This window comes from Telmatocola sphagniphila, from assembly GCF_018398935.1.
GTDB classification, from domain to species: domain Bacteria; phylum Planctomycetota; class Planctomycetia; order Gemmatales; family Gemmataceae; genus Telmatocola; species Telmatocola sphagniphila.
On record NZ_CP074694.1, the window covers coordinates 5,045,496 to 5,063,066 of the forward strand.

Here is a 17,571-nt window from a genome sequence, read left to right on the forward strand (position 1 = left end):
ATCTTGCGGTGAATCTCGGATCCTACTTATTTTCCGCGGCGGGTTCATCCACGGCCTTGGGGGCCGGCAGAGTTTCGATTCCGCCCAGTGCGGGTACAGACGGTGGAGTTACCGGGCTGCTGGCCCCGGCCGAGTTGTAAACTCCCTGGCTGACACTTCGACTCGAGTTGCCGGGAACATTGCCCAGAGGAATGAGGATCGGAACCACCAGAGTATCTCGGATGCCGCTGGCAATGGCGATTCGGCTGCCCAGGCGGAACCCGGCGAAGTAATCCTCGATGGCCGAATAGCCTTCGGGCGTCATGAATTTGTTTTTACGATAGCGCTGGGGAGGCATCGCCGGAGGTTCCCCAGTGCCGCCATTGTCGAGGTAGTCGACGTAGCCGTCCAGGAAACCATCTTCAAAATATCTAGAGAAGCACTCGCCCGGATGAGCCTGGACGTATTCGCCCCATGTTATTCTGGCTTGCTTTTGAATATCGTGAGTAAGATGGTGCGAACTCCAGGTCATCTTGGGCTCGTTACCTAAATTGTAGAGTCCGCTCTGATAGAGGGAACAACCACTCGCAGCCGGCAAACCCGCCAGGAGATAGAACCATGCATTACGTGCCTTCATGGACACATCCCCACCCAAAGACTCGACACCTCGTCCTAGCAGCTAGATCGTCCAATTGACATGATCGAATTTAACGGAAAACGCGGAACATCCGGCGATTAATCGGAATAATCGCGCCTTTTTGTTAAAGAAGGCGCGATAAAGCCGTGGAATTAGGATTGAAAACTTAGGAGTCTGGGTAGAATACAGCGAAGTTGGCAAGAAGGGAAAGATTTTATTTGTCTGCCCTCAAATTGCCCTGTATAACTAGTTTGTTTTGAGGTGAGGCCCTAAAAAAGCAATCTCAATTAGGCTGTTGGTTAGGATTAAAAGTGGTGATTTCCGAGGATTTGTGATCGAAAGAAATCATCTACCATAAACCTGGGTTAGTACTTCAAACCTCCTGAGTCCCTTTTTCATTATTCGGGTTGAATCACATGAGTTTCAATTGGCTAAAGACGGCGTTCTCGACGAACCAAAAAAAGGCCCGCACCAGCGAGCTCCCCAAGAAGACGAATACGTTCCGTCCTCGGGTGCTTGAACTGGAAGATCGAAGAGTGCTCACATCGCTCTATCTGGCCAATACATTCTCCGGATCGGGAAGCAACCTGATCTTCAACGCGGGCCGTTACGACCAAGTGTCGGGTCTGACTCTAGGAACTAACGCTTTTAACAGCTTCAGCTCCGCCTACTCCGCGGCTTCCTCGGGCGACACGATTTACTTCGGAACCGGCACTTACACGGTGGCCGCCAATACCGACATCACCAAAACTTTGACTCTGATCGGTTCGCAGGCCTCGGCGACCGACAAGACCCCGGTCACCACCCTGAATCCTTCTTCCAGCACGGCGACGGATACCGGCACCACCGCTGGCGTTCTGGTCGTTCAGCAGGGTGTGAATCTGAATATTTCCAACATGACCATCGACGGTCTGGCAGGAACTTACAACATCGGCCAGTTCGTTCGCTACGAAAGCACCGGCACCAGCACGATCAACAACGTTAACTTCCAGAACATCACGGGCAACTTCCCCGCGGGCTTTGGCAAGTACGACGGCATTGCAGTTACTGTTCTCGATGGCGTTGTGAACGTCTCGAACAGCAACTTCACGAATATGGGCCGCGAAGGTATCGTTTACTCCGGTTCGGCTGTAGCCGGTACCGTACTCAATATCAACTACACCGGTAAGGGCGCCGGCGACAACCTCGACTACGGCGTAGAAGTCAACGGTGGGGCACAGGTCATTGTGACCGCCAGCTACTTCCGCAACTGCCTGGGTGTTGCCTCTACCGATCAAAGCGAATCGGCTGGTCTGGCTGTTTACGATGACGGATCTTCGCTGAAAGCTTACGGTAACCTGTTCCAGAACAACGCCAACGGTATCGTCGATGGTTTCGACGGCACCGACGCTCCCGTGCTGGACGCCGAGTACAACAATTTCATCGGCAACACCCTGGGTGTTTCCACCGATATCCCAACTACGGGTACGGGCGCCAATCTGAACAACAATTTCTGGGGTTCGGTAGCCGGTGCTCAGACGACCGGTGCTAATTCGATTCTGGATGCGGGCCTGGCCAGCACCTTCACCACTTCGCTGTACAAGCCGACCTGGGTTTGGAATGGTCTGTCGGTCTCGGAATACTTGACCAACACCTCGTTCTTCGCGGTTGGTAACGAAATCGGCGATAACCATACCCCCGCCACCGTGAAAGTCTTCGCGGGCACCGGTGCCACGGCTAACGTGCTCGGCAACGTTGTGAATAACCAGAATGGTATTCTGCAGTCCACCGGCTCCAACAGCTTCTTCCCCTACGGTTCCGGCTATTTGGGTGGCGTCTCGGTCGCTATCGGTGATATCAACGGTGACTTCCGACCCGACCTGATCGTTGGCGACAGCCAAGGTGACAGCACGACCAACGCGCACGTTAAGGTTTACGATATCGCTACCGGTCAGCTGCTCGCCAGCTTCTTCGCGTTCAACGTCGGCTTTAACGGGGGCGTGAACGTCGCCGCTGGCGACATCAACGGCGACTTCCAGGACGAAATCATCGTCGGCAAGGGTGCGGATAAGGGTGGCGCTGCTGGGGCCGCGCTGAAAGTATTCGAATTCACCGGCATCAACACTCCTCCGACTGCCGTGATTACGCTTCAGAAAACCGATATCTTCCCCGGTTACAACGGTGGCATTAGCGTTGCGGCTGGCGACATCACCAAGACGGGAAATGCCTCGATTGTTGTCGGCTCCATCGTCGGTGGTTCATCCTACAAGGTGTACAACTACACGGCGGGGACCGGAGCTGCCGCGGCGGGTGATATTCCCAGCGGAAGCACTCTGACCTTCATTGCAGGTTCCTCCACCTTCGTCAGTCCTCCGGCTGGCATGGGTATCTATGTCGGTGTGGGCGATCTGACAGGCACCGGTTATGACCAGATCATCATCGGTTCGGGCCAGGGCGCTCCTCAGGCCCACGTGTTGACCTACAGCTACCAGACCGGTTCGCTGGTTCAGCAAGCTAGCTTCTTCGCTTACGAAGACGGCTTCACCGGTGGCGTGCGAGTCGCTTCCGCGAACGTACGTGGAACCGCTTCTCCGGAAATCCTCGTGGGTGAAGGCCCTGGCCGCACCTCGACGGGTAACGGCGACGTTCGAGTATTCAGTGCAACGGGCACACAGACGCTGCCCGACTTCACCGTCTTCAACTCGCTGCTGGCTGGCGTGAACGTAGGCTAATTTTGAATCTCTGGTTTATTCCTGGATTAATTCTGCTGGGTCTCGCACCGATTGCTCCTTCGAAGGACTTCAGTGCCGAGACTCAATGGAAACTTTTGGGATCGACCCTGAGAATTCTGGATTCCAAACGGGATCCGGTCGCCACCGGTGTAATTGTTGGGCGGAAATGGAATCTCCAGGAAGGGCCCGTCAAAACGTATTATGTTTTGACGGCCTTCCATATCTTTAGGGAAGCACCCAACAGAATTGTGCTGTTGGCTCAATGGTTTCCCCGAAAGATTTTTCCGATAGCGAGATTTGAAGATTTTCATTGTTACATTCGCGTAAAGGACGAGTCCGCCGATCTTGCTCTTCTCGAATTCAAGTCAACGGAAGATTTGCCCGTAGCCAAGCTGGCCAAATTCGAAGATTACGACGTTCGAGCGGACCGGGAACGTTATCCCGTGCTCTCCATCGGTTGCAGCCTGGGAAAATCGCCCAGCTGCGTAGCTGACGAGACGTTGGGCAAAAAATTGGTCATGAAGAGCCGGAGCAAGGAGAATCCGGAGAATTACCCGGTGGCATTTTTCTGGGAAGCCAGAAAAACCTCGGTAAAAGGGCGTTCCGGCGGGCCGCTTTTTGATTCCAGTGAACGGTTAATTGGCATAAGTACTGCCGTTCAGGGGGGTAAGAGTTATTACTCCCACCTTGATGAAATTAATAGTTTTTTGAAAAAAAATGATTTCGGCTGGCTTCTGGAAAAGTAATTTTGTAGCATTATAATTGATAATAACCGGTTTGCCGGTTTATCTGAGAGGTTCAACATGAAGAAGATTCTTTTGGTCATCCCGGTACTTGCAGTTCTCTGCGGTATCACCGTTTTGGCTTCTCAAGCCGATACCGGTACTCTGGTTTCGACTCCGGCCGTTTCGCAGTCGAGCGCTGCGGTTACCCCGGTTGTGAAACAGGAATCGGACTCTCCCGTAGTCGTGATGCAAGATTGGCAGGAAACTGGTAAGAAGCCGATTCGCTCCCGCTTCAAACCCTAATCTCCCGCAGATATATAAGTTCTGTAGACCCCATTGCGCGCTATTCCAATAGCCAGCCATGGGGTTTTCTTTTACCCTCAGGCTTTCCTACCGCGACCGTCATTTCGTGAATCAAAAATCGGTCAAACCCAAAAGCGTCTTCCAGATCCTGGCGGAATGGCTGGTACTCACCGTCGTATTTCTTTCCCCCTGGTATTTCGGCTCCGTCGACAGTCGATCGATTCTGGTTCTCCACTGCGCCCTGATAGTCCTTTCCCTCTTATACACCTTCGATGTTCTGCTCAATCCTTCCCGCAAGTGGATGAACTGTCCCATCGGTCTGCTGCTGGGGGCCGTGATCGTCTGGTCGGTGATTCAGCTATTGCCGATTCCCAATGCGTTGCACAAGATACTGACGCCCGGAAGCTTCGCGCTCTGCCAGGATATGCTGCCCAACACGGCGGAGACTCTCCTAAATGGAGAACCATTACCCTCGCCTCAGGGAAATAACTCCCTTTCCATTTGCAAGTACGAGACGCAGCGCTTCACCGAAAAGGTTCTTTACCTGTTTATTTTCTACGCCGTGCTGCGAAACATGGTCGTTTCCCGGGGCTTTCTGCGCAAACTGGTTTACCTCTGCCTCATTAACGGATTTTTGCTTTCGATCGTCGGTATCGCCAAACACTTCGGCCCGCTTCCTAAGCGTGTCCTCTGGACTCTCGAGGTCACGGACGCCTATCCGTTCTCGGCTTTCATTAATCGCGACCACTTTGCCTTCTATGCCAATCTCTGCGTCGGGCTGGGTCTGTCGCTCTTAAGCGTCGACCGCTCCGCGCGCACGACCGATTACATGGTCTCCAAAGGGATTAGCACGAATTGGCGGGAACGGCTGGTCAACGGCGTCAGCGATGTTTTTTCGGTTCTTCAGAATCCCAAAATATTCTGGGTAATAGCTCTGCTGCTCTGCATACTGACCGCGATTCTCCTGACTCAGGCACGCGGCGCCTACATCGGCACTGCGTCGGGCATAATAGTCGCCATTTTCATTTGGTCCCGGCTGCCTTCGAATCGCATCCAAATACCTCTGATGGCCATCGTTCCGCTTTGCCTGGGCAGTATGGCGATCTTCTGGTTCGCTTCGGGGTATTTCGAAAGCAAACTCACCGATCAATCGATCGATAAGCAGCTCAATAGCCGTCTTCCGATCTGGGGCGAATCGATTCGATTACTGCCGAAATTCGGACTTTTTGGTTCGGGAGGCGGCACTTACCGAATTGTGGAACCACTCGCCCGCAGCACCGAAGATATGATCGATGACCGCTGCGACCATGCCCACAACGAATATCTAGAAGCCCTGGTCGAAGGGGGGGTGCCCCGTTTCTTAATCACCCTGGCGATAGTCTGGATTTTGATGAAAGCCGGTTACCGAGCCTGCCGGGTTCACGCTCAACGCTCCTCCTACGGTCTGGCCATCGGTTGCGTCTTCAGTCTGGTGACGGCCTTCGTTCACAGCATCGGCGAATTCGCTATTCACCTGGGCAGCGTGGCGATTCTGGTCTGCGTTATCTCCGCGGCCACCATGAGCCTGGCCTACGATTACGATCACCGGAAGCCCTCTTCGAGTCGATTTTTGGCGGTCGTGTCGGCCGCGCTGTTTCCGCTCTTAGCCATGATGCTGACCTGGGAATCCTGGAAACAGAACGATGCGGAAGTCTTGATGAGGCAGGTCGAAAAAGATGCCCAGATCACCCAACCGAGCCTGACGCTGGAAAAACGGCTCGCCTTTTCAGAGGCGGCCATGAAAGCGCAACCGAAAGATCCGGAAGTGATTTTGAACTACGCCAGCTGTCTGGCGGAATCAGCCAGACTTCCGGATACCACTCCCGCGCAGGGCGAAAATGATATTCGCAAAGCGTTGAACCTCTGGGCCAGTGCACGAAATCTATCGCTTTTACATCCGCAACCGCACGCCCGAATCGGGTATTACCGGGAGCATCTCGCCAGCGGCGACTCCGCCAGCACCTATCTGGAACGGGCCAAGCGACTGTTTCCGACCGATTCGAAAATCTGGTTTGCCTGCGGTCAGGCTTACTACGACACCAACGATTTCGATAAAGCCTGGAGCAATTGGAAGCAGGCTTTATCCCTGAAATTGAACGAAAGGATGTTCCGGGCCGTCTTAACTCAAGCCAAAGCCCGCCTTTCCCCTTCGGAAATCGTCGATCTGGTGGCCCCCAACCAGGTGGAAACTTTGCAGACGATGATGAACCTGCTTTACCCCTCCAAGGAAGAATTCGTCGAGGAGCGGTCGCCCTTTTTGAGCCGGATAATGGAAATTTCCAAAGCGGATCCCGTTCGGGGAAATATGAAACCGGAACATTATCACATTCGCGGCCTCATTGAATGGGAATTGAAACAATACCCGGCGGCGGAGAAGGATTTTCAAAGCGCCCTGCTTTTTGCTCCGACGCGATCCGACTGGCGTATCGAGCATGGTCTGCTCTTGCGTGAAATGGGATTCGTCAATAAGAACCCAGATTTATTTGGCAAAGCGATAGTGGAATTCGAAAGAGTGAGGTATGAGCCAGATAAAGCGGACATCGCCCGCTACTGGATCTTCTACATCGAACGGGAATTGGATCTCCGGGGACTTCGGAAAGAACCCGATTCGAAGTAGCTCCCAGGAATTTTCCGGGCGCATCCCGGATCAAAGTGTGCTCAAATAAAGGGTAGCTTTAAGACTCGTAGTACCCTCCCAAAATAGCTCACTCGACAGCACTGTAGGAGACTGATGGATGCCGTCGTCATCGAAAATACTGCAAGCCAACTGTCCCGGTTGCCAGAAGACCTTGCGAATTCCCGAGGACTACCTTGGCCGATCCATTCGCTGTAAGCACTGCAATCAAATCCTGCAATTGAACGCCAAGCCCGCCAATGCCTCGGGTCAGCCGGCCGCCGAATTTCAGGAGTTGGGAGCCGCCGGACCTGCCTATATTCCCCGAAAAAGCGGCAACGCCGGGATGTGGATGCTCAGCGGAATTCTGATGCTGGGCACCGCTGGTATTGCACTACTCATCATTAAACCGGAAGTCTTCAGCTCTAAGCTCAAACAGGACAATACGGTCGTTCTGAACAAAGACGCGGAGCCGGAAGAAAAATCCAAGGCCGCCCCGTCGACACCAACCACAACCCCGACCACCCCCAACGCGCCGACAACCACGCCCTCTACTGCTCCGCCAAAAAATGAACTGGCAATCAACACCGGAATATTTCCTCGCCGTCTGCTGGTGATCAACGTTTGCAACTACATCTACGCCAACCCGATTCACAGCGGCGAAGGCCCGATCCGCCGCGAGACCGACCGGCGGGATATCGACTACATCGCTTCCAAGCTGTCGGACAGGTGGAAAATTCCCAAAGACCAGGTATACGAAGTTTCGGATGCGCCCGGCCCCAACAGCAAAAATACCGTGCTGCCTTTGAAGGACATCATCGTCAAAACGCTGGAGCAATTTTTGAGTTCGAGTCGAGCTCAGGACCGAATTATGATCGTCTTTTGCGGACACGCCGTGGAAAAAGAAGGCATCGTTTACTTAGCTCCCCTGGAAGCCGATTTTGAAGAACCGGCCAGCATGATTCCGCTCTCGCAAGTCTACAGCCTGCTGGCCAAGTGCCCGGCCCAGGAAAAAGTCATCGCGTTCGATGTCTGCCGCAAGAATTCCAAGCTCGGTGCGGAACGACCCACTTTCGGCGCCATGACAGAAGCCATGGAAAAAGCTTTTCACACGCCTCCCGCGGGCACTTCCGTCTGGACGGCGTGCTCCGCCGAGCAATTCTCTTATGAATTGAACGGGGAAAATTACGGGGCCGATACTTCGACCTTCGTGAATGGCTCCGTTTTTCTGAATCTGTTCATTTCCGCCGATTACAAAGGCAAAATTGCCATTCGCGAGGTGAACAAGAACAACCCCAAAGCGGGCGGGATTCAAGTTCCGGAAGATCCTTTGCCGCTGTCGACGTTGGAAGAGTTCGTCAAACAGGAAGCTCAGACGGCGGCCAAGGCCATGGAAGATACGCCGCAGATCCCCAAGCTGACGCGGGCGGCCGCGACCAGCAACATCGCTTATAATTCCGCCGAGCCGCTTCCTCCGCGCTTCAAAATTCCCACGCCCAAGGCGACCGCTTCCACCAAGGAGGTCGCGGCCATCTTCGGGGAGTTGAATCTGCCGCCGATCAAATCGACCAACACCAAACTCGGCCGTAGCTATGATACTGTGATTCCATTTAAATCCGAAGATCTGGTGCCTTATCTCCCCGATCAGGCGACGACCAAAGAAGATGAGGATAAATCGAAGTATCCCATCCGGGCGGCCGTGCTCGATGCCATCAAGCAGATCCGGGAATTTCAATCCAAACAACGCCAGCAATTACCCACGGAACTGCGCGAGAACATCAACGACACTCTCAAGAAGAGACTTACCAATCTGCAAAGACCTCTCGCCGATGCGGAAGCTCTGTTTCGGGATCTGAATAGACAGTTCACCAAACTCAAAGATAAAAAATCGGAAGAGAAATCGAAACGCTGGCAAGCCCATTTCGATTACGTGTTCGCCCAAATCAATCTACGGCTCGCTTACTTCGGCGAATACAACAAGGCTCTTTCGCTGGTGAAAACCGACAATCTGGACACCTCGGGCGCGAAGCATGGCTTCTTGCTCGGCAGCGTGAGCAAGATGTCCGCGACGAAGGATATTCGCGATTTTGCTGAAGAGGGAAAGACGATGCTGGAGCAGGTCGTTAAAGATTATCCGGGCACTCCCTGGTCGGTCTTGGCCAAGCGCGACCGCTACATATCGCTCGGTCTGAAATGGGTTCCGATTCGTCTGCCAGGCGATTCGGAAGAAAAGCCGGAAAAGAAGAAGTAGGTCACTTAAACGCGGGCAATTCAAACGAGAATTCGTGAGTACGTCAGGGAATTTAGCAATTATTCGGAGGGGACGTTTCTTTTAATCCGACGCGTAGGCGATGGCAATAAAAAGCGAAGTCTCCCATGATTAACACATTCGTCCGTTAAATTCCAATAGCGCACGGATTTTTTCGTTAACCCGACCCGTGAGCCCACGCTTGTTTAGCCCGACGCGTGAGCGAGGGCAATAAAAAACGATTCTTCCCCGTTTTCAGAACACTCACCGGTTTGATTCCGATCTGGCGCCGATTTCATTCCGAAACGCTACCATCGTTGCTCATGGGCGTATAAACAAATATTGCCCTCGCTCACGCGTCTAAAAAGAATGCCCACCGGTTTGTTTCCAGAATAGTAACCGCTTTTAACGTTGGCCAGAAGCGTGAGCGAGATAAAGAAAAAAAGAACCGTTCCTATTATCAAAACACTTGAGGGTTTGATAATAAGAGACGATTTTATTGAAACAATTTTTTGTTGTTCCTGGGCTTCTACACTTCAATTGCTCTCGCTCATGCGTCTAAACGACCGTGGGCAAAACAGCAGCTATCCGATTGCTTTCGGAATAGAAATGCAGTTCGAATAGCTCCATTAATAAACCGGAGCACTCTGGATGCTTATCGCCCGTAAAAGTGATCAAGAAACCGGCGAGTGCAGCAAAGGCACCCGCCCGAGTTTACTACGAACCCGAGATCGAAACACCATTGAAGATCGCCTTCGTCAGAGACGTCGTGCTATCCCCATTGGTTGCGAACAGGCCGGCCACGCAATTGCTGCTGAAAGTAATCGTCGTGCTCGGCAGTGTAATCCAATCGCTCGAGGCCGGTGGTCCAGCGTTCGAGAGAGCATAGGCCGCGCTGACCGTGCCATTCTTATTCACCAAAGACAGCCAGATCGGCGCCCCCGCATCAACGGGTACCTGGGCAATCGGATTGGAGGTGGTAATCACCCCGGCAGCCGTACGACTCTGCAGATAAATCGTACCGTTTGTGCTCACCACCAGGGCCACATAGGCGGCATTGGCCGCCGTCGAGTCTCGATAGATGATGCCTGCCAGCGAATTCGCTCCACCGGTCAACCCCGTAATCTGAGCGGAGATTTGAGTGTTACCCGATGCCGCCTGCGAGGCCAGTTGCAGGCTGTCACTCGTGCCGTTGATGCCCGTACCACTACCGGAGACTGTCACGCGATTTGTCGAACCGTTGTAGGTCGTACTGCCCGCGGTCACTGGCGAACCGATGTCCTGAGTGTTAAACGTCGGCGTGACATCGAAGTTGGTGAAGTAAGCAGTCGCCAGATTCGTACTGTCGTTCGAAGTGACGGCCAGACCGACATCGGCCACGCTGCCGAAATTGCTGATCGTTTGCGGCGAGCCAATCTGTTTCCAGTTGATGCCATCGGTGCTATAAGCCGCGGTGAACGTACTGCCATTGCGAATCAACTCGAGGTAGACCGGAGCGCTGACATTGATGTAGGAACTCAACTGCGCCGTTCCCCCGTTGGTAGGACGCCACATGAAGGCGACCCCCGATCCGGGAGTGACCAAGGCATAAGCGAAGCTGGCATTCGCATTATCGCTGCTGCGGAACATGACCCCGGCTGCTGCGGTAGGGTTCAAAGAACTGGAGTTAAGGAAACCGGTAACCTTGGCCTCCAGTGTGCCATTACCGGTGAAAGTATTGCGCAGGTAACGGAACTGATCGGTCGTTCCGCCGACTGCCCCCCCGGCGCTGACGGTGTAGGTGACACCGTTGTAGCTGGCATCACCGGTCGGGTTCGGATTACCGACGCCGAGGTGATTGATGTTAGTTCGGATGAGATTGGGCGAATCGATCGCCACCATATTATCCGTGGTGCTGTTCGTGTAGAACTTCACGATGTAGTTGCCGGCCGGAACCGTATAGAACGGCACGATATACTGGGCAAAAGTATTCGAGCTGGGCGTGATCGTCGATTCGCGCAGCAGCGAATTCGTCGATTGCGCAATCAGATCGATGACGATCGGCAGACTGTCGAGCGTGCCGTTACGCAACCGGGCCGCGGCATAAAACGCCAGCTGGTAATCATCCGCCGTGATAGTGATCACCTGACTGACGCTTCCGGGGGTGTTGCTGGTTCCGGCGCTCCCCTGGATGTAAGCGGCTTGCGTGCCCGAATAGGCATTGGGCAAACCAGCAATTCCGCCGTTGGCAACGATCCCCGATTGATTGTTGAACTGCCAATTCGCGCCGGTGGGATTAGCCACCGAGCCGCTCACGGGCAACTGACCGAAGTTCTCATTGAAGAAGGTATTCGTCGGGAACGGCGTGGTAGTGTTACTGGTGACAAACGAAGAAGCTCCCGCGCTATTAGTCGCTTCCACGCGGTAATAGTAAGTCGTGCCGGGGCTCAAATTCAAATCGCTGTAGTTCACGATTCCACTGGAACCGGGAGCGGCCAGGGTTGCAATCGTCGACCAGTTCGTCTGATCCAAACTTCGCTGAACGACGAATCCCGTCTCATCGCCGGCGGAATCCGTGATCGTGAGGTAAGTCCCCGTCGGGCTCAAAGAACTCGCGACAAATGATTGCGGTGCGGCCGGTGGGTTGCCTCCTTGTTTGAGAGTCACGTTATTGACTCGCACCGGGCCCAGAATCGCCTTGATGCGAATAATGTGCTGACCGGGGGCCAGATTGATCGTGGAAGAAAAAGTATTCGGCGTTCCAGAAGTTCCGCCAGGTGTTCTGGTGTCTACCAACTGGTTATCGACCCAAAGTTGATAAGTTCCTGGCCCGGAAATCGTCGTGGCGAGAGCATAGGTCTGGTAGCTTTGCGATTGCGGAATGACCACATTCCAGCTCATCCAGTTATTCGTGCCGGCGGCGTTCAGGGCATTATTCCCATTGGTCGAGTAACCGGGATTGCTGTTATCGATCGTGAAATTATTTGGCTGCAAAGTCATGTTAGCCGGAGTCAGGGTGAGCGTCTGACCGGACGTGAAGCTGGTGCCATTAGTCGGCGTGACCGGCAGCGTATTGTTCAACACACTCACGGCCATCATCAGCGGATTCAGAGCCGAGGTAGCTGGTTCCTGCCATTGCGGGAAGGTTCCCAGGAACAAAAGGTTCCCGCCAGCGGCGGTGTAAAGGTTCGTCGCGGCTACCTGCGCGGCTACTGTGTTGGAGGGATTCGTATCCAGGTAGTTCGCGTAGTACTGAATACCTGTCGGGTTCGATCCGCCGCCCAGAGCAAAACCGCTTTCGTAAGTGACAGCATTCAGCCCGTAAGCTTTAGCCCAGTTGACTTCCATCGCCAGACCGCGCTGATAATTCTGCAGGCTGTTGGGCGTTTGAGTGGGGAAGTAATTGGAGGCAAAGTCGCTCAGGCTGATGGGGATTTGTTGCGAGAAGATCGCCGCTTCGCTGGTAACGGCCACACTGTCGATATACATCGTGGCATTGTTCGTCGCCGGTGTCGAGAAGCTAAATGTATAAGTCCCCGCGGTTGTGATCTGCACGTAACCGGTGATGGTCGACGATCGGTAGTGAGTCGCATAGGTACTGAACTGATAGTAGGCCGGATATTCCTGAGCGAAGAGTTGGCCGTTCATCGACACATCGACCTCGGCGGACAGATTGGCCGCCTGACTTCCGGTAGTCGCCAGGAAGCTGATGCCGTAAACGCCCGGGGTGCTGATGTAAACGGAAGCACTCATTGAACTGGACGGATAGAGGTAGGCTTCCTGCAATCCCTGCGGGGCTTTCGGGCTGCCGTACAATCCGCCGAGTACCACACCTCCCTGTGTGCCGCTGAAGTTCCAGCCGGTATTCGTCGGATTCACCAGAATGCCCGCGGAGCCGACGGAGACATTTTCAAAGCCGCCATTTTTGAAGTTAATCGTGGACTGCGTCCCGGCATTGTTCAACGCATCGTAGTAGCCGCCGCCTCCGGCCCCCCAGATGTAGTAGCTGACCGGCTCCGGATTGGAGACAAACGCGAAGCCCGTTCCGTTATTGAAGTAGTTATCGATGAACGACAGCATGTCCCGGGCCGTGGACTCCATGTTGTCGTTGAACCAGCAGAGCATCGGTCGAACTCGCGTCAGCATCGCGCTGTTTCCGAAGACGCCGCGGAAGATGTTCGAAATGTTCACCGTCTGATAAGCCACCAGACGCTCGGCCCACGTGAAGTTGGTGGTGCTGTTATCGGGCTGGGCATCGTAGTTCAGGATGTCTCCCAGCGCGGTCCCGGCGCGGACGTTGGAAACCGCCGTGTTCAAATTGGTGGTGTACTGGGTGAACGCCGGGGCCGTGTTCCAGACCTCGTTGCTATATTCGACATAAACGTGCAGATTGGCATTAAGCGGCGCCCAGACCGGATTGGCCTGCGGAGAAGTATACGGATTGGTACCATCCGAACCGTACAGAATCAAATTGGCCAGATTGGTGATGTAGGCGTTGGAAGCGCCAATGGGCACGTTGATGTACAGATCCTTACCCGTTTCATTGGCCATGGCCACCAGGTATTCCCAGGCAACGCCATTCGTGTTGAATTGCGACTGGTAGCTGGTGCCGGGGTTGGCGAAATAGTTCTGGCTGAACCAGGAAGTCGGAGTCGTACGGTCGGACCAATTGACGTCCGGATTGCCGTTAGTGCCCGAGGCCCCCATCATACGGAGGGTCGAATAATTGGCGAGTGTCTGCAGGTACTGGGTGGTGAACAAAGTACCCAGCGGATAGGGTGTGGAACCGCCGACAACTTCGGGCCGCATCAAAGAGACATTGCTGACGCCCGTGGTGGACCCGGTGGAAGTTTGCTGAACCGTATTCTGAAAGGTCAAAATCAGATTGTAGGAAGCCGCGGGACCGCTCGGGATGACGAATTGCGCTGTGGTCGTGTCGGTCGCGGCATTATACGACCCGGAGGCGCCCAGAGGCAGGATGTTGGTGTACGCAGTGCCGTTGACATAGAAGGTTCCGAAATTGGCGGTGACCTTCGCCTGGCCTTTGAAGGAAAGGGTATAGGTACCGTTGTTGTTGTCGCTTCCTTCCCAGACCACCAGTGAGGCATCGGTGGTCGGCCAGCCCTGGGCATTGTGAGAAACCAATACGTCGCCGTTGCCGGCCGCGGTTCCGACGACCACCCAGTAAGGACGGGCGCTCTTGATCGCATCCGCAAAATACCGGCTGGAATTTTCAAACGACCAGGCCGTACCGACATTGATGCCCAGATTGGAAACCGGCTGAATCAGTTCGCGCGGCGTGCTGGCACTCGACCAATCGAGTTCGATATTGGAGGCGCCGCCGGTCGACTTGTAATCGACTTCGATGTCGTATTGCTGACCGGCCGTCATCGTGAAAGTGGCGGAGCTATTCATTGGCGAAGAACTGGAGAATTGATCCAGTAGCGTGGTGAAACTGGAGGTCCCTGCCGGGCGGATCAACAGACGGGCGCCCTGATTCGCCGTCAGATAAAAGGTGTAGGTTTGGCTGAAAGCAGGGATCAGATCGCCGGTCCAGCGCACGGAATAATTGTTTGCGGAAACCGCGCCGTACGCCGGGTCACTCGGGTTGCCCCCTACATTCTGACCGGCCGCATAATTGAGATCGACGCTTTCGTCGGTTCGAATAAACGAAGCCGAGGAATTATTCGCCGGTAGCGTACTGGTTGCGAAATACGCACCGGCCAAACCCGCATTGGTGTAGCCACCTCCGACAGAAAGAACCATTCGATCTTCGAGCATTTCCAGTTGAGGGCGACTCCGACGTTTCATTGAAATGAACTTCACTCTTTTGCTCCTGGAGAGAATCCGCGTTGGCAACCAGTCCCTGGCGACTTCTAATTATGACGATTATGGCAAATCTGAGTTCGAATGAGAATGCTGATTCGGAATTATTCGCCCGGCTTATTTGGAAGCCTCAGATTTCTCAAAATCACTTAATCCTCAAAAATGCGCATTCTGTCCAGACTACCCGAAGTGAAATGTGAAGGGGCACGCCTAAAAAAGCGGAGGCAGCGGAATTATTGCACCGCAGAAATCAGAAGAGAAAATGGGGGGAGGAGTTGAAAGTGCCCGGGGAAAAGAAGAGTCTGTAAACACCGATCGGGCGGTCGGCTCTTGCGAACCGAACCGCCCGATACGGGAGGAGACTGCCGGCAGGATCGCCTACCGGCTGAGGGGTTCTCGATTACTTGCCGCAGGGACTGCAAGCTTCCTTGGCGGGAGCCGTTTCACCGCAACCGCACGAACTGCTGGAGCAGGCCAGTCGGTTGTTCAGCAGTCTCTTGAAGAAGCCCGTGATTCGGCTACCGAAAGCCGGTTTGCAGGGATCTTCGCAGGCGGTGCAAGCTGCGGGAGCCGCGGCCGCACTGGCGTTGCAACCGCAGTTGCTGGTCGCGACCGGAACTGTTTCCGTCACGGTGATCCAGCGAGGCTTCTTCACACAAACCGTTTCTTCCTGGCAGACCGGCACCTTCTTGCAGACGGTGGTCGGAACCATTTCGGTGGTCGTGTAAGGAACCTTCACGTTAACCGTGTAGGCCACTTGCTTGCTGACCTTCACTGGAACCGTCTTGCAGACGACTTCCTGCTGCATTTCGGTCGTGGTCACAGGAACCTTCTTGGTGTGGGTTTCGCTCACCATCTTGGTGGTCGTTACCGGGACGACTTTTTCGATAGTGGTCGGAACCATCTTGGTCACCGTGTAGGGAACCTGTTTGCTGTGCTCTTCCGCAACCGTCTTGTTGACCGTGTAGGGAACCTGACGGGTCTGACTTTCGTTGACGTAACGAACCGAGGTCACATTCTTCGAAACCGCATAGCGAGCGCCTTCGACGAACACGCGACCGGGAGCCGCTTCGGCATAACCTTCGACATTCCCCGCACCGTCGTAGTTGCTGACGATACCGTTAGCGTCGCCGGTGCTGCCGACTTTGCCGCAATCCACCCAGGCACCGCAGACCGAACGATTGACGGTGTAGGGAACCTGCTTCTTGACAACTTCGGTCACGTGGCGGGTCACCGTGTAGGGAACCTTCTGGGTAACCGTTTCCTTGACCATTCGGGTCATCTGCACCGGAACCTGCTTGGAGGTGGTGTAAGGAACCTTCTTGGTGATGGTGACGGGAACTTGTTCGTAAACCGTTTCCTTAACCATCTTGGTCACGGGAACCTGTTCGGTAACCGTGTTGTACTTGGTGACCTGACGGGTCTTGGTTTCCGAAGGAGTTTTAACCAGAGCCAGTCGCCAGCCCGATTCCTTCTGAACCATCTGGCAGGAGCAGGCGTCGAATTCGCAAGTGTAAATCGGCTTGCGGCAGAGCTTCCAGTGACCGGGAACGCAGTAGCTTTCGCATTCCTGGTAAGGAACTTTCTTGCAGACCGTTTCGGTGGTGCAGACCGGCTTGCAAATGGTCTTGGCCACACACTTTAGCTGGGTCTCGGTCACGTCCTGATAGCTGGTCACGCAGACCGTCTTCATCACCGTTTCGCAAACCGGCTTGCAGACCGTGTGGGTGCAGTCGCGGTAGCAGGTTTCGGTGACCGGACGGCAAACCGTCTGGCACTCTTCGCGAACTTTCTGCTCGCAGACATTCCGCTTCACCTGGTGGTGGGAAGTTTCGCAGTGCTGTTCATAAACCGGCTTGCAGACGGTGTAAGAACATTCCTTGTAGCAGGTTTCCTGAACCTGTTTGTAGGTGGTGTATTTGCACTCTTTATAGTGCGTTTCGTACACCGGTTTGCAGACCACTTCCGAGATCTTCTGGAGGGTGGTTTCGCACACCGGTTTGCAGGTGGTGTAAGAGACGTCCTGGTAAGTCGTTTTGCAAACGGGCTTGCAAACCGTTTCCTGAACCGTCTTGTATTCCGTGCTGCAAACAGTTTTGTAACAGGTCTTGGCTTCATCGCGATAGCAGGTCTTGGTGACCGGCTTCATGACGGTTTCCTGAACCGTCTGATGAACCACGTGGAACCGTTTTTCGAGTACGGTGTCGTAAACCAGTTTGTAAGACGTCTTCGTTGCATTCTGACAGGAGCTGAAACTCGTCGAAGCATCCCCGCACGTCCCACAACCGGAACCGTACTTGGCGACGCCCAAGCTGTCGGCGAATGCAGGTGATATCGCTCCGCAAAGAGCGAGAACCGCAGCCGCGAATGGCGCGCCCAAGCGAATCCTCATTGTTGTCGCCTCCTCGCCGGCTACTCCTGCCGGCTACCTCATGCGAACTCCGCCAAGCCATTCCGATTTCGGGGAACACTCCCGACCGGGACTTCCGGTGGTCCGCTTTAATTCCGAT

8 protein-coding genes are annotated in these 17,571 nt (G+C 54.3%); 5 read left to right on the top strand and 3 right to left on the bottom strand.

Annotated features, from left to right (window positions below):
* Positions 1–22 precede the first annotated feature (22 nt).
* Positions 23–616: a hypothetical protein gene (locus tag KIH39_RS20275; protein ID WP_213495043.1), complete on the bottom strand. Its 594-nt coding sequence runs from the start codon at positions 614–616 to the stop codon at positions 23–25.
* A gap of 416 nt (positions 617–1,032) precedes the next feature.
* Here KIH39_RS20275 and KIH39_RS20280 point away from each other — a divergent pair, with 416 nt between their 5' ends.
* From KIH39_RS20280 to KIH39_RS20300, 5 genes are all read left to right on the top strand, one after another.
* On the top strand, positions 1,033–3,327 hold the full coding sequence (locus tag KIH39_RS20280; protein WP_213495044.1) for a beta strand repeat-containing protein: 2,295 nt from the start codon (positions 1,033–1,035) through the stop codon (positions 3,325–3,327).
* A gap of 2 nt (positions 3,328–3,329) precedes the next feature.
* Positions 3,330–4,073, top strand: coding sequence for a S1 family peptidase (locus KIH39_RS20285; RefSeq protein WP_213495045.1), 744 nt, complete (start codon positions 3,330–3,332; stop codon positions 4,071–4,073).
* A gap of 57 nt (positions 4,074–4,130) precedes the next feature.
* Positions 4,131–4,355, top strand: coding sequence for a hypothetical protein (locus tag KIH39_RS20290; RefSeq protein WP_213495046.1), 225 nt, complete (start codon positions 4,131–4,133; stop codon positions 4,353–4,355).
* 58 nt (positions 4,356–4,413) lie between these two features.
* Positions 4,414–7,011: an O-antigen ligase family protein gene (locus KIH39_RS20295; protein ID WP_213495047.1), complete on the top strand. Its 2,598-nt coding sequence runs from the start codon at positions 4,414–4,416 to the stop codon at positions 7,009–7,011.
* 118 nt (positions 7,012–7,129) lie between these two features.
* Complete coding sequence (locus KIH39_RS20300) at positions 7,130–9,259, top strand: hypothetical protein (protein ID WP_213495048.1); 2,130 nt, start codon at positions 7,130–7,132, stop codon at positions 9,257–9,259.
* A 714-nt stretch (positions 9,260–9,973) separates the two neighbouring features.
* Here the strand turns inward: KIH39_RS20300 and KIH39_RS20305 are convergent.
* Positions 9,974–15,046 carry a PA14 domain-containing protein gene (locus tag KIH39_RS20305; RefSeq protein WP_213495049.1) on the bottom strand — a complete coding sequence of 1,691 codons (5,073 nt, stop codon included), beginning with the start codon at positions 15,044–15,046 and terminating at the stop codon, positions 9,974–9,976.
* 415 nt (positions 15,047–15,461) lie between these two features.
* Positions 15,462–17,453, bottom strand: a complete 1,992-nt coding sequence (locus tag KIH39_RS20310; RefSeq protein WP_213495050.1) for a hypothetical protein — start codon at positions 17,451–17,453, stop codon at positions 15,462–15,464.
* Between the last annotated feature and the right edge of the window lie 118 nt (positions 17,454–17,571).

Bases quoted from the DNA above. Each gene is read 5' to 3' on its own strand.
- KIH39_RS20275 (WP_213495043.1), bottom strand. From the start codon at position 616: ATGAAGGCACGTAATGCATGGTTCTATCTCCTGGCGGGTTTGCCGGCT.
- KIH39_RS20310 (WP_213495050.1), bottom strand. From the start codon at position 17,453: ATGAGGATTCGCTTGGGCGCGCCATTCGCGGCTGCGGTTCTCGCTCTT.
- KIH39_RS20290 (WP_213495046.1), top strand. From the start codon at position 4,131: ATGAAGAAGATTCTTTTGGTCATCCCGGTACTTGCAGTTCTCTGCGGT.
- KIH39_RS20300 (WP_213495048.1), top strand. From the start codon at position 7,130: ATGCCGTCGTCATCGAAAATACTGCAAGCCAACTGTCCCGGTTGCCAG.
- KIH39_RS20280 (WP_213495044.1), top strand. From the start codon at position 1,033: ATGAGTTTCAATTGGCTAAAGACGGCGTTCTCGACGAACCAAAAAAAG.
- KIH39_RS20305 (WP_213495049.1), bottom strand. From the start codon at position 15,046: ATGAAACGTCGGAGTCGCCCTCAACTGGAAATGCTCGAAGATCGAATG.
- KIH39_RS20295 (WP_213495047.1), top strand. From the start codon at position 4,414: ATGGGGTTTTCTTTTACCCTCAGGCTTTCCTACCGCGACCGTCATTTC.